Raw genomic sequence first — 19,053 nt, 5'->3', positions numbered from 1 at the left:
TAAGGGCGCGGGCCAGTCACATTGCCGGGTCCTCAGCGCTCGCGCAGGGCCTCGTTGGATTTATAAAGTGGCTTCAGCAGATAGGTCATCACCGTCTTGGCGCCGGTTTCCAGCTCGACACTGGCCTGCATCCCGGGGCGGATCTCGAGATCCTTCTGCCGCTCGGTCAGCTGCGCCATATCGACTTTCAGCGTCACGATGTAATGCGGGTCACCATCTGCCGATCGTGACCGTTCGTCGATGAAAGTGTCGGCCGAGACAAAGGTGACTTCGCCCTTCAGCGAGCCATAGATCGTGTAATCATAGGCCGAGAGCTTGATCACCGCCGTCTGCCCCTCGCGCACGGAAGCGATGTCGCGCGGCTTTACCTTGGCGTCGATATAGAGTTCCTCATCCAGCGGGATGATCTGCAGGATCTCTTCGCCCGGGCGCACAACACCACCGATAGTGGTGATGCCGATCTTGTTCACCACACCTCGCATGGGCGAGACCAGAGTGGTGCGGCCCAGCTGATCCTGCGCCACTTTCAGCTTCTGCTCCAGCGTCGCCACTTCGGCCAGGGTATCGGCATATTCCCGGGCGCGCTCCAGTTCCGTCTTGGTTACCGTGTCAGACAGCTGGTTCTCGGCATCGCGATGCGCCTTCTTGGCCCGCGTCACCTCGATGGCGGGCGCGACCTCCTGGGCCAGCATCCGTTCCATGATATCCAGTTCGCGTTTCGCCTGTTCAAGGATCGCCTCTGCCCCTTCCTTGCGGGCGGTGAAATCGTCGATCCGCGCCTTCAGCAGCGAGGATTCCGAAGCGAAAATATCAGGCACCCGCGCCGCGAGGTCTTCGGACACGGTAAAGGTGATCTCACCGCGCATCTCGGCTTCGATCCGGGCGCGGCGGATCGACAGGCCCGCCAGCTGATCGGTGTAATCATCCACCGCCGCGTGATATTGCGTCGATTGCAACCGGCCGAGCAGTTCTCCCGGCTCGACCACATCGCCTTCGGCGACGTTCAGCTCGGCCAGGATGCCGCCTTCCAGGTTCTGGATAATCTGCGGCCGCGACGAGGACACGACTGTGCCCTCGGCGCTGACGATCTCGTCCAGCCAGGCGAAAGCCGACCAGATGACAAAGACCGCGATTACCGCCCCGATGGCCCAGATCACCATCGACGGGCTTTTCGAACGGCTCTCGAATTCGTCAGACCAAACTGCCGTCATGCGCCCGCTCCTGCCAGTTTCACGCCCTGGGCTTTCGCCAGATGCGCCAGCACCGCTTCTTTCGGCCCGTCCACCGCCAGCTTGCCGTTTTGCAGGATCAGCGTGCGTTCGGTCAGTTGCAGGATCGGCACACGATGGGTCGCGACCACCGCCGTGCGACCCTTGAGCCAGCCGCCCAGACGGCTGACCAGCGTGGTTTCCAGCGTCTGATCCAGCGCGGCGGTCGGCTCGTCCAGCAGCACGATCTGCGGATCCTGGAGCCAGAGCCGCGCCCAGCCGATCGACTGGCGCTGCCCGACGGAAAGCCCCTCGCCCAGCTCGCGGACCTCAAGATCGAGACCGCGCGGATGATTGCGGACAAACGGCCCGAGGCCTGCGAAATCCAGCGCCTGCAGCAACCGGTCGTCGTCGCGCTCCAGCTGGTTCATATTGAGATTGTCGCGGATGGTGCCCTGGATCAGCCGCACCTCCTGGCCGAGATAGCCGATGCCGCGGCGCAGGTCGCGCGGATGGATCTGGTTCAGGTCGATCCCATCCACCAGCACCCGCCCCTTGCCCGGCTCGTAAAGCCCGGCCAAAAGCCGCAGAAGCGTCGATTTCCCCGAGCCGTTCGAACCGAGAACCGCAACATGCTGCCCCTGCGGAATGGAGAGGCCGTTGATCTCGACCACCGGCGCGCTTTGCTCGTCATAGCGGAATTCGAGGTTCCGGAGCTCGAAACTGCCGGCCATACGGTCGCGGCGCAGATAGCGGCGGCCCTCTTCTTCGGACTGACGCGATTCAGCCACCTGTTCCAGCGCTTTCAGCGAGATTTTCACCTGGCTCCAGCGCGCCATCATGGTCGAGACCTGCGACAGCGGCCCAAGGGTGCGGCCGGTCAGAATGCCGGTCGCAATGATGGTGCCGACGGTGAACTGGCCGGCAAAGACCAGATAGGTGCCGGCGATCACGGTGGCGACATAGGTGATTTGCTGCACCGCCTGCGACCAGGTGGACAGAAAGGTCGTCAGCTTGCGCTGTTCGGCGCTTTGCACGGCATTGACCGCGACCAGCTCTGACCAGATGCGGTTGACCCGGTCCTCGCCGCGCTGCGTGGTCAGGGTTTCATGCTCGAACACCGCCTCATAAAGCAGTTTCGCCTGTTTGATCGAGGCGCCCTGGGTTTCCCCGGCAATGCGGATCATCTTTTTGCGCATCAGGAACCCGGGCAGCACCATCAGGATGCCGCCGATGACCAGCAGCCAGACCAGATTGCCGGCAATGGTCGCCACGAGTGCCAGGAACAGCAGAAGGAAGGGCAGATCGGCCAGGGTGCCAACCGTGGCCGAGGTGAAAAATTCGCGCACCGATCCGAATTCCCGCATCGCTGCAAAGACTTCCGATGGTTTGCGCTCTCCGGGGCCCATTTTCATGCCGAGGAGCTTTTTCATCAGCCGTTTCTGCACGGCGATTTCGACCTTGCGGCCGGTATTGTCCATCAACAGCGCGCGGGCGATTTTCAGCGTGGCTTCAAGGCAGACCGCCAGAAGCACACCGATCCCCAGCACCCAGAGCGTCGGCTGCGACTGATAGGGGATGACGCGGTCATAGATCTGCATCGAAAAGAGCGAGATCGCAACGGCAAGGATATTCGCGACCATCGACGCGGCCGAGACTTCTCCAAAGGGGCGGCGGAAATGGCGGAACTCGCCCCAGAACCAATGCGGCTTTGCCTTGACCTCGATATGGCGGGCTTCCAGCTCGCTCAGCGGCGCGCGCGCCTGCAGGATCCGGCCTGCATAGAGACTGTTCAGGTCGGAAAGCAGCAATTCCGCGCGGTTGTCATGCGCGGTCTTGTCATAGATCGTGGCGCCCTCGCCATCGACGCCCAGCACCAGAACGACCTGGCCATTGGTGGTCTCGGCCAAAGCCGGATAGCCGTCGACCGGCAGTTGGACCGAACGCAGGATGCGGGTCGAGAGACCGCCCTGCGTCAGGGCCTGGCCCATCTCGTCGAGCCCGGGCGCGGTGCCCGAGACATCGGAAGCGCTCTGGATCCGTTCCAGCAGGTCAGGGACTGACAATTCGGACCCGATCAGCCCGGCATAGACCGAGGCCAGCGTGGCCCGGTTCCTGGCACGGTTGGTAAAGCGCTGGCTTGCCGGCCTGGCGGCGATGACCGGGCGCGCGCCCGTTGCCACCTGGCCCGCATTCATCTCGAAAGCGATAACCCTGTTTCCGGTCACATTGCGCCTCCATCTACCAGAACTCCGCGCATCAGCGCGATATCCAGCCGCGCGAGCGCGATCTGGTATTTCAGCGAAGCATGGTCCCGCTTCATCGAGGTCAGGGTCTCGAACTGGCCGGTCAGCTCGATCAGGCTGCGGCGGCCGGCTTTATACTGTTCGGTATAAAGACCCATATTGCCTTCCATCTGGGCGATCACCGCGCCATCGGCCTGCTCGCGCAGCGCCAGCATGTTGATCTCCTGGGTCAGCGAGACGATCTTGCGATTTGCCTCGCGGTCGGCCTCGTCAACCTTGCGCCGCGTCACTTCGATCGCTTCGTCCAGCGAGGCCAGATTGTCGGCACGACCAAAGCCGAGAATGTCACCACTCAACGACAACCCGCCGTCGATGCCGCCATCCTTGCCGACCGATGCCCCGGCCCCGATCCCTGCGAGCAGCCCCGATTTCGCCACGGCCACCTCGGCCAGGGTGCGCGCGGCCTCGCCTTTGGCATAGACCACCGTCAAAGGTTCCGGCGTTCCATTGTCCGGCGGCAGCGAGGTCAGACCCCGCTCGGCTTCCATCGGGCCACCTGCAATGACCGCAAGCTCGGCCCAGGCGCTTTTCTCGCCCTGCCGGTAAGACATCAGGGTCGCTTCGATCTCGGCGCGGCGCTGGCTGACCAGCCGGTATTCCGAGCCGTCCGACAGCCCCCCGCTGACGCGGATCTTCGTGATACGTTCGAACTCCGCCATCTGCGTCAGGGCACCATCGGTGATCTGCGCAAGATCGGCGGCGCGCTGCGCCTCGATATACAGCTTCAGCCCGTCATAGACCTTTTTGTTCAGGTCCTGGACAAGGCCAATCGCTGCCATCTCGACATCGGCCGCCGCGAAATCGCGCTCGGCCTGGCGTCGGCCGCGGTCGAAAATCGCGGTATCCAGCACGAGGCTGGCCGCAATCGACGACAGCGAGCTGAGGCTGACATCCGGCCCCAGTTTCGGCAGCCAGTTCTTCGATCTTGCCCGCGCGCTCAGGCGTTTGACGCGCAGCTGGGATTCAGCCGAGGCCTGGCTGCTTTTCAGGACCGCAGCCCCGACCCGGCCAAAGCTGCTGTTGGCGGGCAGGATCGACTGTCTGAGCTTCAGCTGGTCGATCTTTTCCGACACAACCTCGCCCTTCCTGTCGAGATGGGCAGCGGTTTCTCCGGCTGTTGCCGGATCACCCGGCGATGCGGAGGACCTGGTTGCCTGGGGGCCGCCGAAGCAGCCCGCAAGCGCCAGGACCAGAGCGCCAGAGATGAGGGGGGCAGCGGCAGAGCGAAGTCGCTCTGCCTGGCCTGCCTTGCAGGTGCGGGCTTCCATTTCCGGTTCTCCGGGTGGTTTCCGGGATGCTGGATCAGAAGAAGGTGGTGTTGATGTCCTGATCCACCAGGACGGTCCCACCATCCATCGCATAGACGTTGTAATGCTGACCGTCGATTTCGCGAACCTCCACCGGGGTGGTGTTGGTCAGCTGCAGACGGACCTGATCCAGGCTGTCACCGCGGATCATCAGCTCGTTGTCGCCTCCGGTCAGTGCCAGCAGGTCATGGTTGCTGAGGGTCAGCTTTGCCTGGGACATGGTCAGATCGATGGAGGCGAAATCGAAGCTTTGCAGACCCTCACGATCCAGGTTCACGACCACATCCGAGCGGTTGTTGACGATGAACAGCGTCGATGCCTCGTTACCCGCAGCATCGGTATTCTGGATCACCAGATAGCTGCCATCCGGAACGCCTTCCTGCAGGTCATAGTAGTCGGAGACAACCGTCGACCCATTGACCCTGGTGGGCATATCCTCGGTGACTGTGGCGTGCAGATCGACTGGCTTTCCGGTGTTGTCGACCCGGTAAATCGAGACCTGTTCGCCATTGGTATCGGTGAAGATACCCGTCAGCGCCCCCTCGTCGCGCACGATCTTGAGCGGATCAACCGCGGTCGGGGCCACGGTGTCCACCGTCACTTCGCGTGTCAGTTCAGCCGTATTGCCGGCGCGGTCGGTTGCGGTGACCGTCGCCGTCATCGACACGCCATCGCCAACCGGCAGATAGCTTGCCGGGATGATGACCGACCAATGGCCGCTGGCATCCGAGGCGGTGCGCAGAACCTGACCATTCGAGAGAACAACCTCGATCTGCGAGAAGGCCTCTGCCGTGCCGCCGAAGGGCACGCCGCTCAGGCGTTCATGGGCGTTGATCATGCCGTCGCCGCTGATCCGGGCATCCGCCCCGAAATTGGTCACGACGCGGTCGATCACGATGGTCTCGGTCGGCAGGGTCGCCGTATTGCCGTAGCGGTCAACCGCCACTGCGACGACATTGGCGGTGGTCTCGCCGGGCGGGATCACGCCCGCCGGGATCACCACGGTCCAGGTGGTGCCTGTGACGGTTGCCGGATAAGGGCCATGGCCGCCAAAGCTGACCTGAACCTGCGAACCCGCCTCGACGCTGCCGGTGATGGTCAGGCCAGAGGCCGCCTCGGCATTGTTGAGAACATGGTCAGCGCCGGTCGAGTTGCCGGTGATGGCGAAGGGGCTGACCAGGGTATCGATGGTCACCAGATGGCTCGCGGTTGCCACATTGCCGGCCACATCGGTCGAAGTGACGGTGGCAGTTTGCGACAGGCCGTTGCCGGTCGGGATCTCGGCGGAAGTAAAGCTCGCCGACCAGGTGCCCGATGCGCCAACCGTCACGGTACGGGTGCCCGAACCGAACTGGACCACCACGGTTGCGCCGGCTTCCGCGGTGCCGGTAAGGCTGACGCCGGCGCCACGCTCGGCCCCCGAGACCACGTTGTCGCCGGCCTGGACCGGATCAAAGGCCACCGAAGTGCCTAGGTCGATCGAGATCACGCGGCTGTCGGTCGCGGTATTGCCGTAGGCGTCGGTCGCGGTGACGGTTGCGGTGGTGGCGGTCAGCACAGCGCTGCCCGAGACGGCCGGGAAGATCACCGACCAGGTGCCATTCGCGGCGACCGTTGCCGGAAGGGTCGAGCCCTGCCACGAGACCGAGACCACCGAGCCCGGCTCTGCGGTGCCGGTCAGCACCACATTGCGCGATTCCGAGGCGTTGACGATATTGTCGCCCGCCACGGTGCCGGTGAAGGCAACCGAGGCCTGGGTGTCGACGCGGAAGGTATGGGTCTCGCTGCTGCCATTGCCGGCGGCATCGGTCGAGGTCGCGGTGACGGTCGCGTTATACTCGCCGCCCGGCAGGGTGCCGGCGGGAATGTTCAGCGTCCAGGTGCCATCCGCACGGGTGGTCACGGTCTGGCTGTAGCTGGTCGCGCCGGCCTGAACCGTCACCACCAGCACCGCTCCGGCAACCGAAGTCCCGGTCACGGCGAAACCGAGGGTGTTTTCGCCATTATTGACCACATTGTCGCGGGTCACAGCGTCGAAATCGATCGGGTTCGGCACCGTATCCACCACGAGACGGTCGGTGATCACCGTGGTATTGCCCAGCGGATCGCGGGCGGTCACGGTGATGTCGGTGGTGTATTCGCCGGTACGGATCTCGGTGGTGGTGAAAACCACCGACCAGGTGCCGTCACCCGCAATCACGGTGGAATGGCTGTGGCCTTCGATCACAACCGTCACCGAGGCGCCGGGCTCACCCGTGCCGCCGATCCGCACGCCGTCGGTGTAATCGGCTGCGTTTTCGACATGGCCGACCGATTCCGATCCTTCCGTGATATCCACATCCGGCGGCGTCAGGTCGAGGATGAAATCCGGGCCCGGCAGCGTGGTGGTCACGCCATCGGTCTGATCGAAAACGACCACGGCCTCATAGCTGCCGTCAGGCGGCAGGTTGGTTTCCGGGAAAGTGACATGCCAGGTGCCATCCGGCCCGATCACCGTGGTCTCGGTGACAGTGCCGATGGTGACGGTCACGGTATCGCCCGGCTCACCCGTGCCGGAGACGTCGAGCTCCTTGTCGGGCGTGTCGATGATGACCGTGGTGGTGTCTTTCGGGTCAACGGTCGGCGGACGGCGCTCGGGCTCAACCGGGCCGGTGGGGCCGGTCGGATCAATGGGGCCAGTCGGGCCGGTCGGATCAACGGGGCCAGTCGGGCCGGTCGGATCAACGGGGCCGGTCGGGCCGGTCGGATCAACGGGGCCGGTGGGACCGGTCGGATCAACGGGGCCAGTCGGGCCGGTCGGATCAACAGGGCCGGTCGGGCCGGTCGGATCAACGGGACCGGTCGGGCCCGTGGTGCCGCCACCATCACCGCCACCGCCACCGCCTGCGGCCAGGCCGACGAGACCGAGGCCCGCAGCCCCGGCACCAAGCCCGCCCAGACCCACGAGGCCCGGCGCAAACATGGCCATGCCAGCCGGTTCATCCACCGCACCGCCGGCAAGAGCGACATCATCGCCTTCCGAGAAACGCAGCGCATCGAGATTGGAGTATTTGTCCCAGCCATCGACCGGACCGTAGCTGGCGTAAAGCCCGCCATCAGCGGAATTCGAAAGCTGAACCGCGATCACTTCGCCATTTTGCGACAGATACAGCTCGTTGGCGGCGCCGGCGGTGAAATACCCGTCAAGCACTACCGTGCGGCCGTCGATCAGCGTCAGAACAAGGTCATCGCCCTGGCGCGCATAACCGGCGACACTCTGCCGGGAAAGATTCAGCGAAACCGCGTCGCCCGAACCCATCTGGATGAAATTATTGCCTGCATCACCCGCAACCGCACCGCGCGAGGTACCGCCCGCAGAATCGCGGACGACGAATTGAATCGCCTTAGCCATTTTACTACTCCGCCTCATACCGCCGGACTCGTTGGCCCGACATGTTTTTATTGACGCACTTCCGGCGTCTATTGCCGATCTGAATAACCGGGTTTCACTTTCATTTCCAGTAGGTATCAGGCGTCCTTCACATGCATGGCCGCAATTTTTCCCAACTTTCGCCCCAAAGTGGGTCTTTTCGGCAACCCTCAGATCCGGCCTTTCAACCCCTGGAAGAACGCGAAATATGCCTTCGCCCGCCAACTGTTGTGTCCCTGGTCGCCCGGGCTACCAGCCGATGTTGCCCCCTGCCCCATTCACGCCCCATTCGGGCCACAATCGCAAAGGCCCCGGCGCGGACGGTGAGAATATCTTTGCCAGCTCACAAATCTGTTGACGGCACTGTGAGGCCGATGCGGCGTGCTCGCATTGCGGGACAGGCCGCGTCATGACAGTCTGACGGCAGGTTGCGCCGCTTTCGATGCGGCTTTCATGGCGGCCCTTCGGGCAAATGCCGGAAGGCCGCGCTCCGGCCCGACCGGTTGAATGTAGTGTGAAGCGAGATGGTTCAATGACCCTGATCCCGACCAGAACCGCAATTGTCAGCCTGCTTGGCGCCGGTGTCATCGGCGCTGCCGGCTGCGTGGAAAGCCAGGCTGCAAAGCCCGCCGCCCCTGCGGCGGTCGCGGCAGCGGCCCCTGCTGCGCCGGCCGCGCGCCCGCTTGATGCCGCCGGTCAGGCCCGGGTCACGGCACGCCTGCAGGAGCTGGAGCCGGAATTCTGGACGCGGCGCTCGAAAGATGGTGACGCAGCCGCGAATGCCTGGTTGCAGCAAAAGGCCGTCGAGATCGGCCGCGAAGAGGCGCGGCGCGGCGCGGGCTGATCAGGTCTCGCCGATCTGGCCGCCGGTAATATAGTCGCCCGCTGGCCCCGCCTTCAGCTGATCGACGGAATTCAGCCCCATCAATTGCAGCGTGATGCCGACTTCCGCGGCCAGCAGCGCAAACAGGCGCCCGGTGCCCCAGGCGCCCTCGGCCGCGACCGCCCAGGCAAAGGGCCGCCCCATCATCACCGCATCCGCGCCCAGAGCCAGCGCCTTCACCACATCGCTGCCGCGCCGGAAGCCGCTGTCCACCATAAGCTCGCAGCCCGGGCCAAGTGCCGCGCGCATCGCGGCGACCTGGGCAATCGTCGCATGGCCGTGATCGAGCTGCCGCCCGCCATGGTTCGACAGCACCACGCCATCGACCCCGCTTTGCCGCGCGATCTCGCCATCGCGCGGGTCAGAAACCCCCTTAATCACCAGCCGCCCCGGCCAGCGATCGCGCAGGGCTTTCACCTTGTCCCAGGTCAGGTGCTTGTCGAGCCGTGATGACAGGGCCGAGGCCTGGGCCAGCGCGCCACGCCCGAATTCGGGCCGCCCATCGACCAGTTCCACCCCCGGAAAGCCGTTGCGCAACAGATCCAGCGACCAGCGCGGGCGTTTCGCGAATTGCCAGGCCAGACCCGGCGTGATGTGTTTCACCGCGCGAAAGCCGTTGCGGTTATCGCGTTCCCGCACCGAGGTGATGGCGGTATCGACGGTCAGGAAGATCGTCTCCACCCCCGCCGCACGACAGGCCGCCAGATAGCTTTCATTCACCGCCGGATCGCGGTCGAGATAAAGCTGAAACGCCAGGTTCTCGCCCAGCTGCGGCGCAAGGCTGGCGACCCCTTTGATCGAGAAGGTCGAGAGCCCGAACGGCACCCCCGCCGCCTTTGCCGAGAGCCCGACCAGCAGATCTCCGTCGCGGCGATAAAGCCCGAGAAACCCGACTGGCCCGGGAAAGAACGGCAAGGACCAGCGCCGGCCGAGATAGGTCGTGCTCAGATCCGGCTGCGGCGCAAGGTCCTGCAGCACCCGCTGCGACAGGGCATAGCGGTCAAAACCCATCCGGTTGCGGGCCAGCGTGGTTTCCGAAAAAGCACCACCCTCGATATAATCGGCGAAGATCTTCGGCAGGCGGCGACAGGCGGCGCGGCGGAAATCCTCGACATTCTGGTAGCGGCGGTCGCGTGACATCTTACGGCTCCGGACGGATGGACTCGAAGAACCGCACCATCCGGTCCTCGCCCGCCAGCGGCCTTGCACCGCAGAGGATCGCCTGGGACAGCCCGATGGCCGAGCTTTGCGGGTTATGCCGCCCGGCGCCGGCGCGCAGGTTCATCACCAAAGTCGGGCACAGGAACAGCGCAAGCCGCAGGACCTCCTCCCAATCCGCGGGCAAGATGCCGCGCTCTGCCAGATGGGCGAGCCAGGGCTTCCAGAAGCTCTCGGCCTTTACCGCCAGCAACGCGTCACGCAGAACGCCCGGCGCCCAGTCGCTGTCGATAAAAAGGCAGCCCTCCGCCAGCTGCGCCGTGACCTGCCAGCGCCCCGGCACCATATCGCTGTCATAAAGCCAGAGCGGATGGGCGAGGATATTGTGGAAGGTTGATTTCACCTCGGCCAGCAGCGCGGGCACATGTTCGCCGGCGAAAGCCGGATCGAAAAACGCAAGATGATCAGCGGTTTCGCCGCGCTCATACCAGACATTGGCGTTATGGGCGTCACCATGCGCCACGATGCCGCCCGCATCCGCCAGCCGCGCGGGGGCGAGCCGGGTCCGGGCCGCGTCGAACAGAACGGCGAGGGGGCGGTCATATTCAACGCCATTGATCACCGGACGGGCCAGCGCGATCTCATCCCAGGAGGCGCTCTGGCCGGCAAGGTCAAAGGCCTGGCCGATATAGAAAGAGGCCAGCCGCCCGCCGGGGTAATGCCCGGTTGCGGGGTCGATCAGGCGTTCGGAAAACAGACGGTGGATCGGTTCGGCGGCGGATTGATCCGGCGTGATCTCATGCAGGCTGGCCTTTGCCACCGCGAGCAGGTGGTCGTTCAGCGCGCCTTCTGCCGCCAGCGCGCGGGCCATCGCGGGCGCATCGGGCGCGAGGTCCAGCGCGCGCAGCACATCTGAAAACCGCGGGTCACTGCGGCGGCGATAGACGAGGATCTGCTCGCCCGGGAGCGTCGAGGACAGGATCGGCTGGTCCACCGGCAGACCGGCGCGGGCAAGGATATCGGCGCGGTAATATTCGCCGCGCATATCCTCTTCGCCTTCCTCCTGGTGGAATTTAAAGAAACACTCGCCCTGCTCGCAGGTGAAAAACCCGTTCAGCGAGTTCAGCGAATACTGGTCGTGATTGATCCGGACATCGCTGGCCGTGATCGCAAAAGTCTCGCCCAGAAAAGCCGCGAGCATCGCTTCGGCACGGGCCGGATCGGTGGCGGCAGTGGCGCGGATTTCGGCGGTGCGCGACAGCGTCATGGCTGCATCTCCGGCAGAATAATCGTCTTGGCGCCCATCACTTCGCCTGCAAGATGGCGCGCATAGGCATCGGGAACCGCGTCGAGCGGGATCTCGGCGTCGATCAGCTGTTCCAGCTGTGGGCCAAGCAGGTCGAACAGCGCCACGGCCTCGGGCAGTTCCCCCCCGAACGCATGACAACCGGACAGCCGGATCTCGCGTTCCACCAGCAGCGTCGGGTTCAGGCTGAGCGGGCGCGCGCCGATCCCCACCAGCGCAATCGCCCCGCCGCCGCGCAGGGAGCGGATCAGATTGTCGATCACCTCCGGGCTGCCGGTCGCGTCAATGGCATAGCGGGGCGGTTTCGGGCCGAGGTCATCAGGCTGCACGACCTCGCCGCCGAAGGCCGCCGCAGCACGGGTGGCGCGGATCCGGTTGCGATCAACGATGCTGACCGGGTGGCCTTTATGCGCCAGGACAAGCGCCGAAAGGGCACCAATGGCACCGGCGCCCGTGACCAGAACCGGCGCGCCGGATGGTGCGTTCAGAAGATGCGCGGCATGGAGTGCCACAGCCAGAGGCTCGGCCATGGCAAGCAGGCGCGGCGGCAGACCGGCGGGGGCTTTAACCACGTTTTTCGCCGGAATAGTGACGTATTCCGCGAAGCCGCCATCGATCACCTCGCCCAGAAACCCAAGCTTTTCGCAGATCTGGCTGAGGCCCTCCTGGCAGTTGTCACAGCTGCCGCAGGTCACGCGGCTGTCCACCGCAACGGTGTCGCCCCGGGCAACATGGTGCACCCCTGCCCCGACTGCCGTGACCACGCCGGTAAACTCATGCCCCGCAACCGAAGGGCTGCGCGAGATCCAGGCCCCGGTTGCAAAATTATGCAGATCCGATCCACAGATCCCCGCCGCCGTTACCCTGAGCGTCACCTCTGCCGGGCCGGGAGGCTCCGGCAAAGCCACGTCTTCGACCCGCAGATCCTTTGCGCCATAAAGGCGGACGGCGCGCATATCTCAGCCCTTCAGATACTGCTTGCGGATGTCTGAGACCGCATTGGCGTGATTGTCGAACCCCTCATAGCGCGCCAGCGTTCCGGCAGCCTCGGCCAGTTCCGGGAAACCCTTTGCAGTGACGTAGCCGACCGAGGACCGGCGGATGAAATCGGTCACGGAAAGCGGCCCATAAGTGCGCGCACCGCGCGAGGTCGGCAGCACCGCATTCGGGCCAAGGCAGAAATTGCCGATCGAGACCGGCGTATATGGCCCCATCAGGATCTCGGCGGCGGCGGTGATCTCGCCCAGATGCTCGAAGGGTTTTTCCGAAAGGAGCTGGAGATGTTCCGGCGCGTAATCATTGATGAAGGCATAGGCCTCGGCCAGGGTCCCGGTCACGAGGATGCCGCCATGGCTGCCGCACAGCACCGCTTTCGAGAAACCAACCCGCTGCTCGCTCATCCGCGACCAGTGGTCCGGCAGCGCGGCCAGCGCCTCATCCGCGACGCGGCGGGAATTGGTCACGAGCCAGGCGGAACTGTCAGGCCCATGTTCGGCCTCGATCAGCAGATCAAGCGCGGCGAGGCCGCCACGCACGGTTTCATCGGCGAAGATGATCGATTCCGACGGGCCAGCGGGCAGGCCGGGGTCGATCACGCCCGACAGGAGGCGCTTTGCCGCCACCACCCAGGGGCTGCCCGGGCCAACGATCTTATGGCAGGGCCGCACGGTTTCCGTGCCATAGGCCGCCGCAGCCACCGCCTGGGCGCCACCGGCCTTATAGACCGTCTTGACGCCCGCGAGTCGTGCCGCCACCAGGGTCGCCGCATCGACCTTGCCGCCCGGGATCGGCGGCGTGAAGATGGCGATATTCGGCACCCCCGCCACCACTGCCGGCACGCCGGTCATCATGGTCACGGACGGAAACGACCCCTTGCCGCGCGGCACATAAAGCGCAACCGAATCGATGGGGATGAACCGATCCCCGGCAAAGGCACCGGGGCGGATCTCCTTCAGCGTCATCGGCTCCGGGACCTGTTCTTCGTGGAAAGAGCGGATGTTCGCGATCCCTAGCTCAATCGCGCGGATCACCTCGGGCTCGACCAGGGTAAAGGCCTCGTCGAATTCGGCCTCGGTCACTTTCAGCTTGTCCGCCGTCAGCCCCTCGGCCTTGTCGAAATTCACCCCGAACTCGACCAGCGCGGCATCGCCACGGGTTTTCACTGCCTCAATGATCGCCGGAACTTTTTCCAGAAACATCGACAGATCGGTCTCTGACCGGGCGAACAGCGCCTCGCGCTCGACCGCCGACAGATCGGCCAGGATTTTGAAATTGACCTCAGCCATGGACAGGCCCTCTCGCATAGTCATTTGGATTTAAGAAAGATTTCCAGCCCGACGAGCTTGTCGAGCAACCAGATCGCCGCCAGCGCAATCGCGATGAACACCACCGAGACGGCAGCCAGATCAGGCGTGATGATCGAGCGGATCGAGTTGTAGATCAGCACCGGCAAAGTGACGATGCGGGCATCCGTGAGAAGGAGGCTCACAAGGAATTCGTTCATCGCGAGGATGAACATCAGAAGCCCCCCGGTGATCACGCCCGGCATCACGGCAGGCAGCGTGACATGAAGGAAGGTCTGCACCCGCCCTGCCCCGCAATTCTGCGCCGCAAGCTCAAGATCCGGGTCCAGCAGCACCGCCGAAGACGAGACCGACCAGATGATGAAGGGCAGATTGATGACCGCGCAGGCCATGCCCACCGGCCAGAGGCTGCCCAGCACATGCCATTCACCGAACACCAGCATCAGCCCGATCCCCGATCCGATCAGTGGCACGGTAAAGGGCAAGAGCAGATAGACCTGGATCGCCGTGGTAAAGCGCAGGCGGAACCGCGACAGCGCAAGGCCCGCCAGCGTCCCCACCGGCACCGCAACGAGGGTGCAGATCCCGGCGACGATCAGCGAGCGCAGAAAGGCCTGCTGCAGATCGCGGGCCAGCGCGATCTTCTCATACCATTGCAGCGAAAGCCCCTGCGGCGGAAAGGCGACCATATTGCCGGCGGTCAGGCTCGCCCCCAGCACCACCAGCGTCGGCAAAGACAGGGTGATGATCGAGAACCAGACGAGGCTCCAGACGGTGATTTTCTGGCTGAAAGACATCATTTGCGGCCTCCCATCGCCAGCGTCCCGGCGCCGAAGATCATGAACACCAGCCCCACCAGCACCGACCCTGCCGCCACCAGTATCAGCGCCAGCGCCGAGCCAAGCCCCTGATCGGCGGTGCGAAAGAACTGGTCATAGATCGCATTGGCGATGAAATCCTGACCGCCGCCGCCCAGCATCGCCGGCACCGCGAAATCGGTGAGCGTCAGCGTAAATACCACGAGCCCCGCCCCGATCAGCCCGGGCTTCGCCATCGGCAGCAGCACATGCCACAGAATGCGCGGCCAGCTCGCGCCCAGCGACCCGGCGGCGGTCTCGGTTTCTTCCGGGATTGCGGTCAGCGCCGGCACCAGCAGCAGCACGGCGAAGGGCAGCATATATTGCACAAGGCCGAAGACCACCGCGCCGTAATTGAACAAAAGCCGCATCGGGGTCACGCCGACCAGCGAAAGCGCCTCATTCACCATGCCGGAATTCCCGAGGATGATCAGCCAGCCATAGGCGCGCACCACCTGGCCGATGAAAAACGGCAAAAACAGCGTGATCAGCAGCGCCTTGCGGATCCAGGCCTTTTTCACCCGCACCAGCGCCCAGGCATAGGGAAACGCGAGGATCAGCGTCAGAACCGTGGTCAGAACCGCGGCCGACAGCGACCGCCAGGCCACCGTCAGATAGGTGGAAGACGAAAGCGCCTTGCGGTAATTCTCTGTCGACCAGTCCTCCGACATCAGAAAGGTCGAGGTGTCCAGCGTCCTGAGCGAGGCATCCGCGATCTGGATCAGCCCCAGCACCAGAAGCCCGACCAGCAAAAGCGCAGGCGCGATAAACAGCCAGCCGGTATGGCGCGACAGACGGCGCGGCCAGACCAGGTCGGCGATCCGCTCCACCGCATCCATCAGGCGCCAGTGCAGCGGGTAGCGAAACTCGGGAGAGGGGTTCGGCATCGGTTCTATCCGGAAGGGTCACCCCACCCGCCGGGTGAACCACCGGCGGGCAGGCGCGGGATGGGGGGTCCGGGGGGCTTGCCCCCCGGCCTGCGCTGACGGTGCCCCCGGGCCTTCAGGCCTGGGGAAAGCCGTCAGCCCCCCTCGTTATCCCTGCATGATCTCTTTGAACTTCGAGAACCATTCGCTCTCATTCTCGACCTGTACCTTGGTCGAGATGCGGATCAGATGCGCCATCTCTTCCGGCGTATCCGGGTAGGACGGGTCGCCCACCAGATCCTCCGGCGGCGTCAGCCCCGGCACCACGCCCGGAAGTCCCAGCCCGTCACACCAGACCTGCTGCGCGTCCTGGCTGATGGCGAAGTTGATATATTCCTTCGCCCAGTAGAGCTCATTCTCCGGCAGACCTTTCGGGATCCAGAGCCCATCCGTGTCAAACTTCGCGCCCTCTTCCGGCACGGTCCAGGCCAGATCGACACCGTTCTTCTTCGCTTCGCGCGCATTGGTCGAAATGGTACAGGCGATGTCGATCTCACCATTCTGGAACCAGGCGGTGAAATCGGGGTCCTCGCCCAGCAGCGGCTGCTGCTGTTTCACCTGCGTGATGAAATCCCAGGCCGGTTGCATATTGCCCGGAATATCCTCGAGATTGCCGCCGCCCGCCACCTGAGCCGGGAAGTGGAAGCCGATCCCGTCATTGTAAAGCGCAATCCGCCCCTTGAATTTCGGATCCAGCAGCACCTTCCACGAGGTCGGCGCACCATCCGGGAACGCCCCCGGCCGGTAGGCCAGCACATAGACATAGCCATAGGTATTCACGATCGGATAGCCGTCGAGCCCCACGGGCTTTGCCAGATCGGTCGTATTCGCAAGATTCGCCAGATCTGACAGATCCTCGGTCACACCGCGCAGCGCCGATTTCGTCGCATTGGTGGTGGTGTCCCAGTTGATATGGATCGGCGGCACGCGGCCTTGCGCGACCGATGCCCAGACCTTCGGCTGGATCTCGTTATCTTCGGTCAGATCGTGACGCACCTGGATGCCGGTCGCAGCGGTGAACGGGTCCGAGACGCCTTTCTTCAGCGCCTCAACCCAGGATCCGCCCCAGGCCCGCACGATGATCTCGGCAGGTTTTGCCGGCGCGTCCTGCGCCATCAGCCGGCGCGCCGGCAGCGATCCGATCAGCGCCGCTGCCCCTGCAGCAGCCGTTCCGCGCAAGAGCGCACGGCGATTGGGACGATAAACAGGGTTCGACATGTCTCAGGTCTCCTTGTTGATATGGCTCGCCGCCTGTTTAGCGGTCTTTTGCGGGAAAGATCAGCAGGTCTCTTGCAGTCCAGCCGACCGAAACTGTCGCGCCCCGCGCATAGGGCGCATGTTCTGCCGGATCGTGGTGAAAAACCTGAATTGTCGTCGCAAGCGCCGGCAGGGTGACAAAGTACAAAAGCCGCTCGCCTTCGAAAATCGTGTCACTGACCTGGCCCTCCAGCACAGTATCGCAACCGGAAAGCGCGTCCCCCGGCGCCGCGATCCGCACCTGTTCGGCCCGGATCGCACCCCGCGCCTCAGCGCCCGGCGCAATATCCGCCACCGCCTGGCCCGCGCAATCACTGCCATTCACGGTCAGGCCCGTTTCTGTCCGCCGGCCCGCCAGAAAACTCGACACGCCGATGAAATGCGCCACGAACGGGTTCGCGGGGCGGCGATACATCTCGACCGGCGAAGCATGTTGCTGAATCTCGCCCTGGTCCATCACGATGATCTCATCCGAGACCACCAGCGCCTCGCGCTGGTCATGGGTCACATTGATCGTGGTGACGCCCAACTCTTTCTGAATGCGGCGAAATTCCAGCTGCATCTCTTCGCGCAGCTTGCGGTCCAGCGCCGCCAGCGGCTCATCCAGCAGCAAAAGCTCGGGCTCGAATACCAGCGCCCGCGCAATCGCCACCCGCTGTTGCTGGCCGCCCGAAAGCTCATTGATCCGCCGTTTCGCAAAGCCGCCCAGCCGCACCAGATCCAGATATTGCGCCACCCTTCCCGGGATCTCACGCGGGTTGAAGCGCCGCATCTTCAGCGGGAAGGCAACATTTTCCTCGACACTCATATGCGGGAACAGCGCCAGTTTCTGAAACACCATCCCCACCGAGCGGCGATGCGGCGCCACCGCATCCGCAGGCTTGCCGCCGATCAGGATCTCGCCGCGCGTCGGCGTCTGAAAGCCCGCGATCATCCGCAAAAGCGTGGTCTTCCCCGATCCCGACGGGCCGAGAATGGTCAGGAACCGCCCGCGCGCGAGGCTGAACCCGGCCTGTTTCACCGCCATCGCGCCGGTGCCGAAATCCATATCCACATTCCGCGCCACCACGGCGTCAGACGAGCCCGTCCCGCTCATATCTGCGTTGCTCCTGCCTGACATTTCCGTAGATCCTCACCCATCGCATCGCGCCTTCCGCTGTCTTTCTTCCCCTTAACCGGCATAATGTATATACCTGAGAAGGGTTTTGGCCCGGATTTTACAGCATCACGCCTGTATTTCAGGCAGATGGCTCAGATCGAGGCCAGATACCCGCCGTCAATACCGATACATTGCCCGGTGATATAGGCCGAAGCGTCCGAGGCGAGGAAAATCACCGCGCCAATCAGATCGGCACCCTCGCCAAAGCGGCGCTGCGGGATCTTGTCGAGCATCGCCCCCGCCCAGGCCTCATTCTGGTAGAACACTTCCGTCATCTCGGTGCGGAAATAGCCCGGCGCGATGGCGTTGACCCTAACGCCGCGCGCCGCCCATTCGGCTGACAGCGCCCGCGTCATGCCCAAAAGCCCCGATTTCGACGACCCGTAAGGCGTGGCGGTGGGCACGCCGACATAAGAGGTCAGCGAACAAAGATTGATGACCGCACCGCGCCCGCGATCCAGCATGCCCTTTGCCACCGCCTGGGTGGTGAAAAACGCACCCTTAAGATTGGTGTCGACGATCTTGTCCCAAAGCGCCTCGGTCACTTCGGTCGAGGGACGGATTTCTTCCACCCCGGCATTGTTCACCAGGATGTCGATATCCCCCAGGCCTGCAAGCGCGGCTTCGATGCCGCCGACCTCACGCTGATCCAGTGCAAGCGCTGTGACCCTGCCGCCAGCGTCGCGGATCAGCCCGGCGGTCTCCTCAAGCGCAGTGATGCTGCGGGCGGAAATCACCAGATCCGCCCCGGCTTGCGCCAGACCCAGTGCCATGGCCTGGCCAAGACCCCGGCTGGCGCCAGTCACAAGGGCACGGCGGCCGGAAAGAGAGAAGAGCGCGGTGACACTGGACGCGGTATGCATGGCAGGCTTCCTTTCATTGCCGGTGAGATTAACGATCCCGGCCGGAAGAGAGAACAGCAGACGGCACTCTTTACATGTATATACAAGAGACATAGCTTCGACCCGGCTGTC

The 19,053-nt window shown here is 64.1% G+C and carries 14 protein-coding genes; 1 reads left to right on the top strand and 13 read right to left on the bottom strand.

All coding sequences use genetic code 11. The features are described from left to right. Positions 1-32: 32 nt before the first annotated feature. From JC607_RS02045 to JC607_RS02030, 4 genes are read right to left on the bottom strand one after another with little or no spacing between them, the layout of a single operon-like run. Positions 33-1,211 carry an HlyD family efflux transporter periplasmic adaptor subunit gene (locus tag JC607_RS02045; RefSeq protein WP_198835282.1) on the bottom strand — a complete coding sequence of 393 codons (1,179 nt, stop codon included), beginning with the start codon at positions 1,209-1,211 and terminating at the stop codon, positions 33-35. Further along, complete coding sequence (locus tag JC607_RS02040; RefSeq protein WP_370584731.1) at positions 1,208-3,436, bottom strand: ATP-binding cassette domain-containing protein; 2,229 nt, start codon at positions 3,434-3,436, stop codon at positions 1,208-1,210. The genes JC607_RS02045 and JC607_RS02040 overlap by 4 nt, the downstream gene beginning before the upstream one ends. Next, entirely contained in the window at positions 3,433-4,782 is a 1,350-nt protein-coding gene (locus JC607_RS02035; RefSeq protein ID WP_198835281.1) for a TolC family protein, read from the bottom strand. Before JC607_RS02035 ends, JC607_RS02040 begins: the two co-directional genes overlap by 4 nt. Before the next feature lie 34 nt (positions 4,783-4,816). Continuing rightward, the gene (locus JC607_RS02030) at positions 4,817-8,212 is read right to left on the bottom strand and encodes an Ig-like domain-containing protein (RefSeq protein WP_198835280.1); all 3,396 of its coding nucleotides are present in this window, start codon (positions 8,210-8,212) and stop codon (positions 4,817-4,819) included. A gap of 550 nt (positions 8,213-8,762) precedes the next feature. Between JC607_RS02030 and JC607_RS02025 the strand changes: the two genes are divergently transcribed. After that, positions 8,763-9,074, top strand: a complete 312-nt coding sequence (locus JC607_RS02025; protein ID WP_198835279.1) for a hypothetical protein — start codon at positions 8,763-8,765, stop codon at positions 9,072-9,074. Here JC607_RS02025 and JC607_RS02020 read toward each other — a convergent pair whose 3' ends face one another. The 9 genes from JC607_RS02020 to JC607_RS01980 form a co-directional block, all read right to left on the bottom strand. Further along, complete coding sequence (locus JC607_RS02020) at positions 9,075-10,253, bottom strand: alpha-hydroxy acid oxidase (RefSeq protein ID WP_198835278.1); 1,179 nt, start codon at positions 10,251-10,253, stop codon at positions 9,075-9,077. 1 nt (position 10,254) lies between these two features. Then, positions 10,255-11,538 (bottom strand): hypothetical protein, encoded by a 1,284-nt coding sequence (locus JC607_RS02015; protein ID WP_198835277.1) that lies wholly within the window; start codon positions 11,536-11,538, stop codon positions 10,255-10,257. Further along, positions 11,535-12,533 carry a zinc-binding dehydrogenase gene (locus JC607_RS02010; RefSeq protein WP_198835276.1) on the bottom strand — a complete coding sequence of 333 codons (999 nt, stop codon included), beginning with the start codon at positions 12,531-12,533 and terminating at the stop codon, positions 11,535-11,537. The genes JC607_RS02015 and JC607_RS02010 overlap by 4 nt, the downstream gene beginning before the upstream one ends. Before the next feature lie 3 nt (positions 12,534-12,536). Further along, a complete protein-coding gene (gene hisD, locus JC607_RS02005) occupies positions 12,537-13,862 on the bottom strand; it encodes a histidinol dehydrogenase (RefSeq protein WP_198835275.1) in 1,326 nt (441 codons plus the stop codon). Between the two features lie 20 nt (positions 13,863-13,882). After that, positions 13,883-14,680 carry an ABC transporter permease gene (locus JC607_RS02000; RefSeq protein WP_198835274.1) on the bottom strand — a complete coding sequence of 266 codons (798 nt, stop codon included), beginning with the start codon at positions 14,678-14,680 and terminating at the stop codon, positions 13,883-13,885. Continuing rightward, positions 14,677-15,624 carry an ABC transporter permease gene (locus tag JC607_RS01995; RefSeq protein WP_198835273.1) on the bottom strand — a complete coding sequence of 316 codons (948 nt, stop codon included), beginning with the start codon at positions 15,622-15,624 and terminating at the stop codon, positions 14,677-14,679. The genes JC607_RS02000 and JC607_RS01995 overlap by 4 nt, the downstream gene beginning before the upstream one ends. 147 nt (positions 15,625-15,771) lie before the next feature. Next, complete coding sequence (locus JC607_RS01990; protein ID WP_198835272.1) at positions 15,772-16,881, bottom strand: PotD/PotF family extracellular solute-binding protein; 1,110 nt, start codon at positions 16,879-16,881, stop codon at positions 15,772-15,774. 37 nt (positions 16,882-16,918) lie between these two features. Continuing rightward, the gene (locus JC607_RS01985; protein ID WP_233092561.1) at positions 16,919-18,016 is read right to left on the bottom strand and encodes an ABC transporter ATP-binding protein; all 1,098 of its coding nucleotides are present in this window, start codon (positions 18,014-18,016) and stop codon (positions 16,919-16,921) included. Between the two features lie 155 nt (positions 18,017-18,171). Next, complete coding sequence (locus JC607_RS01980) at positions 18,172-18,942, bottom strand: SDR family NAD(P)-dependent oxidoreductase (protein ID WP_198835270.1); 771 nt, start codon at positions 18,940-18,942, stop codon at positions 18,172-18,174. Between the last annotated feature and the right edge of the window lie 111 nt (positions 18,943-19,053).

This window comes from Paracoccus sp. IB05 (genome assembly GCF_016405985.1).
GTDB lineage: Bacteria > Pseudomonadota > Alphaproteobacteria > Rhodobacterales > Rhodobacteraceae > Pseudogemmobacter.
This window is presented reverse-complemented; position numbering and strand designations above follow the sequence as displayed.

Bases quoted from the DNA above. Each gene is read 5' to 3' on its own strand.
- JC607_RS02045 (WP_198835282.1), bottom strand. From the start codon at position 1,211: ATGACGGCAGTTTGGTCTGACGAATTCGAGAGCCGTTCGAAAAGCCCG.
- JC607_RS02035 (WP_198835281.1), bottom strand. From the start codon at position 4,782: ATGGAAGCCCGCACCTGCAAGGCAGGCCAGGCAGAGCGACTTCGCTCT.
- JC607_RS02030 (WP_198835280.1), bottom strand. From the start codon at position 8,212: ATGGCTAAGGCGATTCAATTCGTCGTCCGCGATTCTGCGGGCGGTACC.
- JC607_RS02025 (WP_198835279.1), top strand. From the start codon at position 8,763: ATGACCCTGATCCCGACCAGAACCGCAATTGTCAGCCTGCTTGGCGCC.
- JC607_RS02020 (WP_198835278.1), bottom strand. From the start codon at position 10,253: ATGTCACGCGACCGCCGCTACCAGAATGTCGAGGATTTCCGCCGCGCC.
- JC607_RS02015 (WP_198835277.1), bottom strand. From the start codon at position 11,538: ATGACGCTGTCGCGCACCGCCGAAATCCGCGCCACTGCCGCCACCGAT.
- JC607_RS02010 (WP_198835276.1), bottom strand. From the start codon at position 12,533: ATGCGCGCCGTCCGCCTTTATGGCGCAAAGGATCTGCGGGTCGAAGAC.
- hisD (WP_198835275.1), bottom strand. From the start codon at position 13,862: ATGGCTGAGGTCAATTTCAAAATCCTGGCCGATCTGTCGGCGGTCGAG.
- JC607_RS02000 (WP_198835274.1), bottom strand. From the start codon at position 14,680: ATGATGTCTTTCAGCCAGAAAATCACCGTCTGGAGCCTCGTCTGGTTC.
- JC607_RS01995 (WP_198835273.1), bottom strand. From the start codon at position 15,624: ATGCCGAACCCCTCTCCCGAGTTTCGCTACCCGCTGCACTGGCGCCTG.
- JC607_RS01990 (WP_198835272.1), bottom strand. From the start codon at position 16,881: ATGTCGAACCCTGTTTATCGTCCCAATCGCCGTGCGCTCTTGCGCGGA.
- JC607_RS01985 (WP_233092561.1), bottom strand. From the start codon at position 18,016: ATGAGCGGGACGGGCTCGTCTGACGCCGTGGTGGCGCGGAATGTGGAT.
- JC607_RS01980 (WP_198835270.1), bottom strand. From the start codon at position 18,942: ATGCATACCGCGTCCAGTGTCACCGCGCTCTTCTCTCTTTCCGGCCGC.